This is a genomic window from Leucobacter coleopterorum, from assembly GCF_011382985.1.
Taxonomy (GTDB): Bacteria; Actinomycetota; Actinomycetes; order Actinomycetales; family Microbacteriaceae; genus Leucobacter; species Leucobacter coleopterorum.
Map to the genome: position 1 here is coordinate 1,554,751 of NZ_CP049933.1, position 13,229 is coordinate 1,567,979.

The following is a 13,229-nucleotide window of genomic DNA, read 5'->3' on the forward strand; positions in this document are numbered from 1 at the left end:
CGCTCACAAATTTAGGGGTTGCGTTTGCAACCTCTAGCGCGACAAGCCCAGAAGTGTGACGATAGGTCAGGGAACCGCAATCAGTTGAGCAAAGGAGCCATCGTGATTGGAAGCTTGTACGCCGTAGTTCTTGACTGCCCCGATCCGGCGCTCCTCGCCGAGTTTTACCGCAGTTTTTTGGGCGGCAGGATCGAACAAGACGGCGAATGGGTTGACCTTATCTTGCCGGGCAACGGTGCACGCCTGAGTTTTCAGCACTCACCCGGCTTTGTGCCACCGCGCTGGCCAGGTGACGACGGCGACCAGCAATCACACCTTGATATTTCGGTCGGAGACATTGAAGAGGCACACGACAGAATCGTCGACTGTGGCGCCCGCTTTATCGAAGCCCACGAGGGATTTCGTGTGTACCTCGACCCTGCTGGCCATCCGTTCTGCACAGTGCGGTAGCAGCGTTTATAGGCTGCGCTCCCCTGCGGTCAGCGCATTGAGGCGTGACATGCAGCGCTGGTACTTCTTGCGGTAACCACCATCGATCATTCCGCCGCCGAAGATATCGGTGAGCGGGATGCCGGTGGCCCGGATCGGGATCTGGGCGTCATAAACTCTGTCAATAAACGCAACGACACGTAGAGCTGCGGATTGGTCTGTCAGTTCGTGCACCCCACGCAACCCGATGGCTTGGATGCCACCGAGCATGCCGACGTAACTAGAGGGGTGCACCGTGGCGAGGTGAGCCACAAAAGCGTCGAAGTCATCGTCGGTCATGCGTTCCCCAGCTGCCGCTGAGTCAGCGAGCGCAAAGAGGTAGGCATCGTCCGAGAGTGTCACAGCATCACCCTCAATATCCCGCTGGCGATAGTCGGTGCCGTCGATGCGGATTGTGGTGAATCGCGCAGACATCGCCTGGATCTCACGCATGAAATCGGACGCTGCAAACCGACCCTCGCCAAGTGCGTTCGGAGGTGTGTTTGAGGTGGCGACGATTCTTGAGCCGGACTCAGTGAGGTCCTTAATCATGCGGGTCATGAGCATCGTGTCACCCGGATCATCGAGCTCAAACTCATCAATACAGATCAGCCTTGCACCCTGCAGAACACCGATTGCTCCGTTGTAGCCGAGTGCGCCTACGAGCGCGGTGTACTCAATGAACGTGCCGAAATACTTACGCCCGGCGGTTGCGTGCCATGTTGCCGCGAGCAGGTGCGTCTTACCGACTCCAAAACCGCCGTCGAGGTACACACCTGGTTTGGTCGGAGCCGCCGCCGCGGGTGCGGTCTGCTTCTTGCGGCCAAGCCCGAACAGGCCACCGCGGGCGACAGGCGCCTCTGGTTCTGCGAACGCGCGAAGCAGATCCCGTGCCTCGGCCTGCGACAGGTATTCGGCGTCGGGCCGATATGAGTCAAAGGTCGCCTGGTCGAACTGTGGCGGTGGCACCAGCGTCGCCACCAATTCGGTGCCGGAAATGCTTGGGCTGCGATCGACGAGTCGTGCAGAGCTGCGCTGGGCTGTTTCTGGGAGCTGAGTCTCGGGGGCATCGGAGCTAGTGTAGCCGGATGCCGGTGCAAGCTGCCTCCGTATGAGCTCTCGATTATTCTCCGCGCCAGGGCGGCCGCGGCAACGAGCGAGCAAACTGTTCTGTTACGCGTTCCCAGGGCTCGGCATCAACGTTCCACAGCTTTACGTGTTCGCCCTCATTTTGCAGACGCAGCTGCACGAGGTCAGGGCGTGCGTTGGCTAGCCGTTGTGAGCTCTCGCATGGCACAAACGTGTCGCCCAAACTCGCATGAATCAGCACGGGAACCGTTAGATGGCGTGCAAACGAATCGGGAGTGAGTTTTGCGAACGCGATCCCTTCAGGTTCGCCTCCGCGCACAACACCCGAGTCAAGTAGCCGAATACCGATATCAGCAATCGCTTTCGGAGCGAAAAACAGGCTTGCGTGGTATCTCAACAGCGTGGTCCAATCTACGGCGGGTGAATCAAGGATCAGCCCGTCGATCACAGCGCTGTATTCTCCGCTGGTGGCCGCCACCAGGCATGCAGTGCCGCCCATCGACCAACCGAACAGTGTGACTCGAGCCGCGCCACGACGCAACGCCTCAGCAATCGCGGCATCGACATCTCTACTCTCGGCGATGCCGATCCCGTAGCGACCGTTTTCGCCCGCGGGTGCCCCCGGATCATTGCGGTAACTGATGACGAGGCTCGTGATCCCCGCCCTCGCGAGCGGCGCAACCCCGCGCAGGGTTTCCTCCGGCAAAGCCCCTTACCGTGAACATGCACAGCCCAGCGGTGCTTCTTCGCGCGACGAGGGTGGATTAGCCAAGCCTCTGCCTCCCCCAGTTCAGTCGGATACGTCATACGCTCGACACGAAAACCGAGTTCTTCTGGCGAGGCGAACCACCAGCCAGCAATGCGTCCCCTTGTTCCGACTGTGAGTGATCCGCGATCCACCTGCAAAACCTCGCGCACAACCCTGCCCGCGCGCGTCTCCAGCACAGGCCCGAGGCGTGCATGGCCCGCGTCGCTGTTGAAACGGAACGAAAAGCGCCCGGGTAGATCGGCGTCTTGCCCAACGAGCCACACGTACTGCCGCGACTCTGACTGCTTCATCTGATCCACCACGATGGGCATGTCAACTTCTCTGGGCAAGACTGCCTTGCGTGCGAGGGTAACTCCCGCCGCAACCGCTCCCGCCAACCCAAGAGCGGCTGCTCCACCGGCGATGGCCGCTCCGCGACCCCACCACTCTCTCCAGGCGCTCTTCTCGGCTTCCGCCATGACGTACCTCCTTTGAGATCGGCGCTTACCGGCGTGGCAACCGCAACTCACTTACAGCAAACTCTAGTCTTCCCTGTGTGATGGCAACGATCGCGGGGCAACCGTTAGAGTTCACCGCCGCCGCCGATCAAATTCGCGGGGCAACACTGCGGCGCGAACTCAAGATGCGTGAGATACCCGCGCCCGAGCGTATTGCTCCCTACTCCGTTGCGCTTGCCGCCGGTGTTGCACGGGCTGCCGAAGACGACTCCGTCGACGATGTCATCGATTCCGCATACGGTGCGGGCAGAATCATCTTGATGTTTGACCCCGAGTCTGCTGAAGAGTGGGGCGGTCCGTTTCGAATTATCTGTTTTGCGCAGGCGCCGCTTGAAATTGAGATTGGTGTGGATCCCTTCATCTCTGATGTCGCTTGGTCATGGCTGGTTGATGCGCTTGATTCTCGCGACGCAAGTTACACCTACCTGTCGGGCACAGCCACCAAGACCCTTTCAAGTGGGTTTGGATCGCTCGAAGCTCAGGGAGATGCGGCGCAGATCGAACTTCGCGCTTCTTGGACACCTACCGGAGTAAACTTTGCTGCGCACGTTGAAGCCTGGTCGGAACTGCTGTGTTTGCTGGCGGGATTGCCGCATCAGGAGGGTATCGAGTCCCTCACCGCTCGGCGCACACGACAGGGGCTTACTGGCGCATGAACGACATGGTTAAACAGTCAGAGCTCGAGACGTCGTGGTCAATGGTCACAGACGACGCGGGAGTGCAGAAGGCTGCGGCGCTGTTGGGTGCCGGTAGCGGGCCCGTGGGGGTTGACGCCGAGCGCGCCTCGGGATTCACTTACGGCTCCGAGGCTTACCTTGTGCAGGTGTTTCGTCGGGGATCTGGCACGTTTCTGTTCGACCCTGTTGGTATCGAGAACTTCGCCCCACTCGCGGAGGCGCTCCAGAGCGAAGAGTGGATTTTCCATGCCGCATCGCAAGACATCCCCTGTCTCGACGAAATCGGTCTGCACCCACCACGTATTTTCGACACGGAACTTGCCGCGCGACTACTCGGGTACGAGCGCGTTGGGCTGGGTGCCGTTGTTGAGCAACTACTCGGGGTAAAACTCGAAAAAGCCCACTCGGCCGCCGACTGGTCGCAGCGCCCCCTTCCTGAGCCGTGGCTTGAGTATGCCGCGCTGGACGTTGCGCTGCTACCAGACTTGCGCGACGCGGTGGCGAAGGACCTCGCTGAACAGGGTAAAGAAGAATATGCCTCCGCCGAGTTCGAGGCAGTGCGTAATAAGCCCGAGAAACCGAAAAACCCTGAGCCGTGGCGCAACCTCTCCAACGGACAATCACTGCGATCTCCGCGTGCCCTAGCGCTGGCGCGTGAGCTTTGGCTCGCGCGCGACGAACTCGCTCGAACCAAAGACATCGCCCCGGGCCGATTGGTGCCGGATCGTTCGATCGTGGCTGCTGCTGCCGCCAACCCGCGCTCCAAAGGTGAACTTGCCAAACTCGCAACCTTTCGTGGTCGCGCGAGTCGCACGGAGATTGACCGTTGGTGGCAGGCGATTTTGCGCGGCAAGACAACCGAAGACCTTCCTGGTCCACGCCCGCGTGATCCAGGCGCTATCCCCCACCATCGAGCTTGGGCGCAGCGTTACCCCGAAGCCGCTGCTCGCTTGGCGGCCGCGCGTGCGGGGGTTGAAGCAGAGGCTGAACGCCAGAACATGCCTGCCGAGAACCTGATTACTCCCGATTTTGTGCGAAAGCTGGCGTGGAATCCCCCGGAGGATCTCTCGCCCGAGAGTATTGCACTGCGTCTCAAAGAGGTCGGTGCGCGTGACTGGCAGGCTGCACTAACTGCACCAATTCTTGCTGCTGCTTTTGTAGAGAGTGCATAAAGGTTCTCGGTCTCTGGTGTGTTCTCGCGTTGATTCTGCACGTCCTCACCCGGCGGTGAGACTCCGTCCCTAAGATGGGGGCAGAAGTATGACAACACACCTGATGGAGGCGAAGTGGCCGCAATGAGAGAAGTTGTGTTCGTAGACGGGGTTCGCACCCCGTTCGGACGCGCTGGCGAAAAGGGTATGTATGCGGGAACGCGCGCCGATGATCTGGCGGTGAAGGCACTCCAAGGGTTGATTGAGCGCAACCCAGAACTGCCCCTCGACCGCATCGACGATGTCGGCATCGCGGCAACTACACAGCAGGGTGACCAAGGGCTCACCCTTGGGCGCACCGTGGCAATGCTCGCAGGACTCCCAGTAACCGTGCCCGGCTACGCGCTCGATCGCATGTGCGCGGGAGCGTTGACGGTGGCTTCAATGATGGGCGGTGCCATCGGTGCGGGTCAGTACGATCTCGCAATCGCAGGCGGCGTTGAGCATATGGGGCGTCACCCCATCGGGCTCGATGCAGATCCAAACCCGCGTTTTGTTGCGGAGAAGCTCGTCAGCCCCGACGCCCTTAACATGGGCATCACGGCTGAACGTCTGCATGACCGCTTTCCCGCGCTAACCAAGGAGCGTGCCGACCGATTTGGCATGCTCAGCCAGCAGAAGGTTCAGGCGGCCTACGACCGTGGCGATATTCAGCCCGATCTGGTGCCCGTTGCGCTGCGCTCGGACGCAGGCTGGGGGCTTGCTACCGAAGACGAAGGTCGTCGCCCCGAAACGACGATGGAGGGGCTTGCGACGCTCAAGACCCCGTTCCGTCCGCACGGTCGTGTGACCGCGGGTAATGCCTCACCGCTTACCGATGGCGCGACGGTCTCTCTGCTCGCTGGCGGTGACACTGCGCGTGAGCTCGGTCTCAAAGCCAAGATGCGCATGGTGGGTTTCGCTTATGCCGGTGTTGAGCCAGAGGTCATGGGCCTTGGCCCGGTTCCCTCGACAGAGAAAGCACTGCGCCGCGCAGGGTTGACCATTGACGACATCGGCCTCTTCGAACTCAACGAGGCGTTCTCGGTGCAGGTGCTCTCGTTTACGGATCACTTCGGGATCGCCGACGAGGATCCTCGAGTGAACCCCTGGGGCGGCGCTATCGCTCTCGGTCACCCCCTCGCAGCGAGCGGTGTACGCCTGATGATCCAGCTCGCGCGCCAGTTCGAACAGCGCCCCGACGTGCGTTACGGCGTGACGGCTATGTGCGTTGGCCTGGGCCAGGGCGGCACCATGATCTGGGAAAACCCCCACTTCGACGGCAAGAAGAGGAAGTAACTCGCAATGACCGACTACACCAAGATCGATTTTGCTCCGCTGCTCGCGGCATCTGCTGACGAAGTCGTCACAGAATCTTTCGTACGTGATGTTGCGCTGCCATCGGGCGGCACACTCGCGCTGATCACCCTCGACAACGGGCGCGACTACACACGCCCGAACACGCTCGGCCCGCGCACGCTTGACGCACTGGGCAAGGTACTTGACGAGCAAAAAGCCCGCGCCGCCAAAGGCGAGATTAAGGCCGTTGCCGTTACAGGCAAGCAGTTCATCTTTGCTGCTGGTGCAGATCTCTCGAAGGTCTCGACGCTTGCTACCCCAGCAAACGCGCGCCTGATGGCCCAATTCGGACACCACATTCTCGGTAAGTTCAGTTCGCTCGGTGTGCCCTCATTTGCCTTTGTTAACGGGCTTGCGCTCGGCGGGGCGATGGAGATCGCACTGAACTGCGATTACCGCACACTCGATTCGTCGACCGCGGCACTCGCGTTCCCCGAGGTTTTTCTTGGCATCATCCCCGGTTGGGGTGGTGCGACGATCGTGCCAAACCTCATCGGCATCGAAAAGGCGCTCGAGATCATCGTCTCGAACCCGCTGAAGAATAACCGCATGCTGAAGCCCGCTCAGGCACTGGAAATGGGACTGTTCGACACCATGTTCGGTGCTGCAAGCTTCTTGGAACGCTCCGTGGCGTGGGCCGACGGTGTGCTGACGGGCACAGTGAAGGTAGAACGGCCCAACGAGCCGGGCAAGCTTGAGCGTCTCACGAAGTGGCCAGCCGCTATCAAGATCGCGCGCGACACACTCAAGGCCCGTATTGGCATGGCCGCAAAGTCACCCTATGTTGCGCTTGACCTGCTGAACGCGGCAAAAGACAACGATCGTGTGCGGGGTTTTGAACGCGAAGACGATGCGCTCACAGAGCTCATCTCGGGCGACCAGTTCGCCGCCTCGATCTACGCCTTCGACCTTGTGCAGAAGCGAGCAAAGCGCCCAGCAGGCGCCCCCGATCGCGAACTTGCCCAGCCGGTGAAAAAGGTTGGTGTGATCGGTGCAGGTCTTATGGCGAGCCAGTTTGCGCTGCTGTTCGCGCGTAAGCTGCGGGTGCCCGTGCTCATCACCGACCTCGACCAGTCTCGCGTCGACAAAGGACTTGCCTACATTCACGGCGAGATCGAAAAGATGTATGAGAAGGGGCGCCTGTCGCACGACGACGCGAACCAGATCAAGGCACTCGTCAGCGGAACCACCGACAAGAAGCTCTACGCCGACTGCGACTGGGTGATCGAGGCCGTCTTTGAAGAACTGGGAGTCAAGCAGCAGGTTTTTGCAGAGATCGAGCCGATCATTTCCGAGACGGCCGTGTTGGCCACCAACACCTCGTCACTCTCTGTCGAAGAGATCGGTGCGAACCTCAAGAACCCCGAGCGACTGGTGGGCTTCCACTTCTTCAACCCCGTCGCGGTCATGCCGCTCATTGAGGTTGTGAAGGTCGACACCACAAGCGACGAGACACTCGCGACGGCCATGACGGTCGCCAAAAAGCTTGGCAAGAGCGCTGTGATCACGGCGGATCGCCCCGGCTTTGTCGTGAACCGCCTGCTCGCCAAGGTGATGGGTGAGGCCGCCCGCGCTCTCGACGAGGGAACTTCGATGCCGGTGGTCGAGCGCGCGCTCGCGCCGATCGGGCTGCCGATGGGGCCGTTTGAACTCATTGATCTGGTCGGTTGGAAGGTTGCGGCGCACGTGCAAGACACGATGGTGGCGGCGTTCCCTGAGCGCTTCTACGCCTCCCCCAATCTGCACGCGCTCGCGGATGTGTCTGAGCCACTCGTGAAGAGCAAACTCGGCAAGGTTGAAGACCTCTCCAAGGCTGGTAAAAAGGCCGTCAAACTCGGCAAGACCGCGGTCTCCGAACAGGAGATTCTGCGCCGCGTCGAAGACGAGTTGGCTGGTGAGATCAAGATCATGCTCGACGAGGGTGTGGTCGCCGCCGCAGAAGACATTGATCTCTGCCTCATTCTAGGTGCCGGATGGCCGTTCCAGGCCGGCGGCGCGACGCCGTACCTTGACCGTGTGGGAGCGAGTGAGCGCGTCTTCGGGGGCGCCTTCCACGACCCGCGGATCGCGGGCCGCAGCTAGGTTCTTCCGCCGAGCCTGCGTTTCAGTACCGAGATTGCGTCCCAGGGATGCAGTTTTGGCCCTGAAACGCAGGCTCGACGCGGCGAAGTGGGGCTCATTTGCGGACCAGTTGCTCAGCGCACACTCTGAAAATGTGGTGCCCGACAGATCTTGCCCCGAAACCTCCGCGTCCGCGAAGCGGCTGAGTTCGTAATTGCCCCCGTCGTAAGTAACTCGGGCTTTCCGGTTTCAAGTTCCGGAATATGCAGGGAAACGAGTGAGGAGGACTACGTCTTACGCCGTCGTGACACGATTCTGGACTATTCGGGTCGCGCGATCGGGATCCGCGTACCTCGCACCTGCTCAATCACGTCTGCCGCGATTTGCTCAGCCGTCAGGCCCGCGTCGAGAAGGAGCTCCTCTCGGGTTGCGTGCTCCAAGAACTGATCGGGTGTGCCGAGCTCGCTAACGGCGGTGTCAACACCGGCATCGCGTATGGCCTGGCGAATGCGTGTGCCAACTCCCCCGACCCGAATGCCGTCTTCGATGCTGATGAGCAGGCGGTGAGCCCGAGCGATCTCTACGACCGAGATGGCAACGGGAACCACCCAGCGTGGGTCAACCACCGTTGAGGTGATGCCCTGCGCCGCGAGAATATCCGCCGCGTCAAGCGCAACGCGAGACATGGGTCCAACGGCAACAAACAGCACGTCTGCTGTGCCACAGGCCTTTGTCCCCTCACGAAGTACATCGACGCCGTCCTCTGTGCGTCGCAGCGCGGGGATCTCCGGGCCAATGGCGCCCTTCGGGTACCTCAGCACGGTTGGGCCGTCGTTGATCTGTGTGGCCTCAGCGAGCAGCTCTCGGAGGGTCCGCTCGTCGCGGGGTGCTGAGATACGGATCCCAGGCACAACCTGCAGCGTCGCGAGATCCCAGACACCGTTGTGGCTTGCGCCATCTGGGCCAGTAATACCCGAGCGGTCGAGCACGAAGGTGACACCCGCGCGGTGCAGGGCCACGTCCATGAGGAGCTGGTCGAATGCGCGATTCATAAACGTCGCGTACATGGCGACGACCGGATGCAAACCACCGTAGGCGAGACCAGCAGCGCTCGTGACCGCGTGCTGCTCGGCGATGCCGACGTCGTAAACACGCTCCGGGAATCGTTTTGCCATGGCGTCGAGGCCGGTGGGGGCAAGCATTGCGGCCGTAATCGCAACGATGCGCTCGTTTTCCTCCGCGAGCTCGACGATGTGCTCGCTAAACACCGAGGTCCAGCTCGGGCCTGAGGAATGCTTGACGGGCACCCCACTGTCGGGGTCAATCTGCCCGATCGCGTGGAACTGATCGGCCTCATCATTTTCAGCCAGTGCGTAGCCGCGGCCCTTTTCGGTGATCACGTGCACGAGCGCCGGGCGACCGTAGTCTTTGGCCTGGTGCATCGCGAGTTCGAGCGCCTCAAGATCGTGGCCGTCGACCGGGCCAACGTACTTGATGTCGAGATTGGCGTAGAGATCTTGGTTGCCAGAGGCACGGCTCACGAAGCCACGCATCGCGCCGCGAGTGGCACGATAGACAATGCGGCCGGGGCTACCGAAGCGGCTGAAGAGACGCTCGCTCCCCTCTTGCAGGTCGCGATAGCTGCCGGTCACACGCACGGAGTTGAGAAAACGCGCCATGCCGCCGATCGTGGGAGCGTACGAGCGGCCGTTGTCGTTCATGATGATGACGAGGTTACGGTCGTTGTCGTCGGTGATGTTGTTGAGCGCCTCCCAGGTCATGCCTCCGGTGAGAGCGCCGTCACCGACAACCGCGACCACGTGGCGATCCTGCTGGCCCGTGCGCGAGAACGCGCGTGAGATGCCGTCCGCCCAACTCAGGGAGCTTGAAGCGTGTGAGCTCTCGACGATGTCGTGTTCGGACTCTGCGCGTTGCGGGTAGCCGGCCAGGCCACCGCGCTGGCGCAGGCCCGAAAAGTCGCGTCGTCCGGTGAGGATCTTGTGCACGTAGCTCTGGTGCCCGGTATCGAACACGATAGGGTCGCGTGGTGATTCGAACACACGGTGCATGGCGATGGTCAACTCAACGACACCTAAGTTGGGACCCAGGTGGCCGCCGGTCTTCGCAACCTCAGCGATAAGAAACTCGCGGATCTCGGCTGCAAGGGCGCGACACTCTTCAGGGCTCAAACCGTCGAGGTTACGAGGTCCCTCAATTCGCTCCAGGATCGACACCCGTTACCATTCCTTCCCTGTCTGCTGCGGTGGCAGCGGACACTCCACAATCTTAGCCCCGGGCACTGGGCGAACCCGCATCGGCTCTGTGTCGAGACGCAGCAAGGGGGCTCGGGCTGTTGGATGAACAGCCCGAGCCCCCTTTTAGCGGTGTCGTTGTTTAGACGAGCGAGCGCAGCACGTACTGCAGAATGCCACCGTTGCGGTAGTAGTCCGCCTCACCCGGGGTATCGATGCGCACGACCGCGTCGAACTCTACAACAGAACCGTCAGCCTTGGTCGCTTTCACAGCAACCGACTTCGGGGTCTTGCCCTCGTTGAGCACGGTGATGCCTGAGATATCGAATGTCTCGGTGCCATCGAGACCGAGCGAATCAGCGCTCTCGCCCGCGGGGAACTGCAGTGGCAGCACACCCATGCCGATCAGGTTCGAGCGGTGAATGCGCTCGAAGCTCTCGGTGATGACCGCCTTGACGCCCAGCAGGCTCGTGCCCTTTGCTGCCCAGTCGCGGGAGGATCCTGAGCCGTACTCCTTGCCGCCGAGCACGACAAGCGGAATGCCCGCTGCCTGGTAGTTCTGAGCCGCATCGTAGATGTATGACTTCGGGCCACCCTCGAGTGTGAAGTCGCGGGTGAAGCCACCCTCGACGCCGGCACCGTCGTTTTCGGCTGCGAGCAGCTGGTTGCGCAGGCGAATGTTCGCGAAGGTGCCGCGGATCATGACTTCGTGGTTGCCGCGGCGTGAGCCGTAGGTGTTGAAGTCCTTGACGGCGATGCCGTTCTCTACAAGATAGCGACCAGCGGGAGTTTCCGCGCGGAAGCTGCCGGCGGGGCTGATGTGGTCGGTGGTGACCGAATCACCCAGCTTTGCGAGCGCACGCGCACCGGAGATGTCGGTGACGGGTGAGGGCTCGAGCTGCATGCCGTCGAAGTAGGGTGCCTTGCGCACGTAGGTCGAGTTCTCGTCCCAGGCGAAGGTGTTGCCGTCTGGTGTGGGCAGCGAGGTCCAGTGCTCGTCACCGTCAAACACAGTGGCGTACTTCGACTTAAACATGTCGGAGTCAATTGAGGCGTCAGCGATCTTCTGCACCTCGGTCGCGTTCGGCCAGATGTCGCGCAGGAAGACGTCGTTGCCGTCTTGATCCTGCCCCAGAGACTCAGTGTCGAAATCGAAGTCCATCGTGCCGGCGAGTGAGTACGCAATCACCAGCGGTGGGCTGGCGAGGTAGTTCATCTTGATGTCGGGGTTGATGCGACCCTCGAAGTTGCGGTTGCCCGAGAGCACCGCTGTAACCGCGAGATCGTTGTCGTTAACCGCCTGCGAGATTTCCTCGTTGAGTGGGCCCGAGTTACCAATGCAGGTGACGCAGCCGTAGCCAACCGTGTAGAAACCAAGCTTCTCAAGGTCGGCGTTGAGGCCTGACTTCTCGTAGTAGTCGGTCACAACCTTGGAACCCGGAGCGAGTGTGGTCTTCACCCAGGGCTTGGCCTTGAGGCCCTTGGCCGCTGCGTTGCGCGCGAGTACACCCGCCGCAAGCATGACCGAGGGGTTTGAGGTGTTGGTGCACGAGGTGATCGAGGCGAGAGTCACCGCGCCGTGATCGAGCTCGAACTCACGGCCCTGCTGATCCTTCACCTTTGCGGGGTTGGACGCGTCGGTGTAGTTCTTGAGATCCTGCTCGAACTGGGTCTTGGCGCTTGTTAGCTCGATGCGATCCTGTGGGCGCTTCGGGCCAGCGATTGACGACACAACGGTCGAGAGATCGAGCTCAAGGTACTCGCTGAACTCGGGCTCTTTGGTGGGATCGTGCCACATGCCCTGTGCCTGGGTGTATGCCTTGACGAGCTCAATCTGCTCTTCGGGGCGGCCGGTGAGGCGCATGTAGTCGAGGGTCACATCGTCTACCGGGAACATTGCCGCGGTCGAACCGAACTCGGGGCTCATGTTGCCGATGGTGGCGCGGTTCGCGAGTGGCACGGAGCCGACACCCTCGCCGTAGAACTCGACAAACTTGCCGACCACACCGTGTTTGCGCAGCATCTGCGTGATGGTGAGCACGACGTCGGTTGCGGTGACACCGGCGGGAATTTGACCTGAGAGTTTGAAGCCAACAACGCGCGGGATCAGCATCGAGATGGGCTGGCCGAGCATTGCCGCCTCTGCCTCAATGCCACCGACGCCCCAGCCGAGCACACCAAGACCGTTCTGCATGGTGGTGTGCGAATCAGTGCCGACGCAGGTGTCGGGGTACGCCTGCAGTACGCCGTTGACATTGCGGGTAAAAGTCACGCGTGCTAGGTACTCGATGTTGACCTGGTGCACGATGCCGGTTCCCGGGGGAACTACCTTGAACTCATCGAAAGCGCCCTGACCCCAGCGAAGGAACTGGTAGCGCTCACCGTTGCGCTGGTACTCGATTTCAACGTTGCGTGCGGCCGCGTCAGAGGTGCCGTACACGTCGGAGATGACCGAGTGGTCAATGACCATCTCAGCGGGCGCAAGGGGATTGATCTGCTCGGGGGAACCGCCAAGATCAACAACAGCCTCGCGCATGGTGGCGAGGTCAACAACACAGGGCACACCCGTGAAGTCCTGCATAATGACGCGCGCTGGGGTGAACTGAATTTCGGTATCGGGCTCGGCTGCGGAATCCCACCCGCCGAGTGCCTCGATGTGCTGCTTCGTAACGTTTGCGCCGTCTTCGGTGCGCAGCAGGTTCTCCAACAGCACCTTGAGGCTGTAGGGCAGGCGTTCGTGGCCTGGGACCTGGTCGATACGGTAGATCTCGTAGTCTTTCTCACCAACGGTGAGGGTGCTCTTTGCACCGAAGCTATTGACGGCTCCCATGAGGCTCCTCCTGAGTCCTTCGATCGGCGATCCCGAT

The 13,229-nt window shown here is 61.2% G+C and carries 9 protein-coding genes; 5 read left to right on the forward strand and 4 right to left on the reverse strand.

Annotated features, from left to right (window positions below):
* The first annotated feature begins 102 nt into the window (after positions 1–102).
* Complete coding sequence (locus G7066_RS07275; RefSeq protein ID WP_205881550.1) at positions 103–450, forward strand: VOC family protein; 348 nt, start codon at positions 103–105, stop codon at positions 448–450.
* Positions 451–456: 6 nt separating this feature from the next.
* On the opposite strand, the gene zapE is transcribed toward G7066_RS07275, so the two are convergent.
* Together zapE and G7066_RS15975 are read right to left on the reverse strand one after the other, a co-directional pair.
* Complete coding sequence (zapE, locus tag G7066_RS07280; protein WP_244303384.1) at positions 457–1,467, reverse strand: cell division protein ZapE; 1,011 nt, start codon at positions 1,465–1,467, stop codon at positions 457–459.
* Positions 1,468–1,591: 124 nt separating this feature from the next.
* The gene (locus tag G7066_RS15975; protein ID WP_244303365.1) at positions 1,592–2,263 is read right to left on the reverse strand and encodes an alpha/beta hydrolase family protein; all 672 of its coding nucleotides are present in this window, start codon (positions 2,261–2,263) and stop codon (positions 1,592–1,594) included.
* A 601-nt stretch (positions 2,264–2,864) separates the two neighbouring features.
* Between G7066_RS15975 and G7066_RS07290 the strand changes: the two genes are divergently transcribed.
* The 4 genes from G7066_RS07290 to G7066_RS07305 all read left to right on the forward strand — a co-directional run bounded on the left by G7066_RS07290 (position 2,865) and on the right by G7066_RS07305 (position 8,131).
* Complete coding sequence (locus tag G7066_RS07290; RefSeq protein ID WP_166330091.1) at positions 2,865–3,479, forward strand: DUF3000 domain-containing protein; 615 nt, start codon at positions 2,865–2,867, stop codon at positions 3,477–3,479.
* A gap of 5 nt (positions 3,480–3,484) precedes the next feature.
* On the forward strand, positions 3,485–4,672 hold the full coding sequence (locus G7066_RS07295) for an HRDC domain-containing protein (protein ID WP_166330093.1): 1,188 nt from the start codon (positions 3,485–3,487) through the stop codon (positions 4,670–4,672).
* 123 nt (positions 4,673–4,795) lie between these two features.
* Entirely contained in the window at positions 4,796–5,989 is a 1,194-nt protein-coding gene (locus tag G7066_RS07300; protein ID WP_425280766.1) for a thiolase family protein, read from the forward strand.
* Positions 5,990–5,995: 6 nt separating this feature from the next.
* The gene (locus G7066_RS07305) at positions 5,996–8,131 is read left to right on the forward strand and encodes a 3-hydroxyacyl-CoA dehydrogenase NAD-binding domain-containing protein (protein WP_166330097.1); all 2,136 of its coding nucleotides are present in this window, start codon (positions 5,996–5,998) and stop codon (positions 8,129–8,131) included.
* Between the two features lie 299 nt (positions 8,132–8,430).
* Here G7066_RS07305 and dxs read toward each other — a convergent pair whose 3' ends face one another.
* Positions 8,431–10,344, reverse strand: coding sequence for a 1-deoxy-D-xylulose-5-phosphate synthase (gene dxs / locus G7066_RS07310; protein WP_166330099.1), 1,914 nt, complete (start codon positions 10,342–10,344; stop codon positions 8,431–8,433).
* A gap of 160 nt (positions 10,345–10,504) precedes the next feature.
* Positions 10,505–13,192: an aconitate hydratase AcnA gene (gene acnA, locus G7066_RS07315; RefSeq protein WP_166330102.1), complete on the reverse strand. Its 2,688-nt coding sequence runs from the start codon at positions 13,190–13,192 to the stop codon at positions 10,505–10,507.
* Positions 13,193–13,229: the final 37 nt, after the last annotated feature.

What these genes read in the sequence shown, in the direction of transcription:
- G7066_RS07290 (WP_166330091.1), top strand. Translation starts at nt 2,865, where the DNA reads ATGGCAACGATCGCGGGGCAACCGTTAGAGTTCACCGCCGCCGCCGAT.
- G7066_RS07295 (WP_166330093.1), top strand. Translation starts at nt 3,485, where the DNA reads ATGGTTAAACAGTCAGAGCTCGAGACGTCGTGGTCAATGGTCACAGAC.
- G7066_RS07300 (WP_425280766.1), top strand. Translation starts at nt 4,796, where the DNA reads ATGAGAGAAGTTGTGTTCGTAGACGGGGTTCGCACCCCGTTCGGACGC.
- G7066_RS07305 (WP_166330097.1), top strand. Translation starts at nt 5,996, where the DNA reads ATGACCGACTACACCAAGATCGATTTTGCTCCGCTGCTCGCGGCATCT.
- acnA (WP_166330102.1), bottom strand. Translation starts at nt 13,192, where the DNA reads ATGGGAGCCGTCAATAGCTTCGGTGCAAAGAGCACCCTCACCGTTGGT.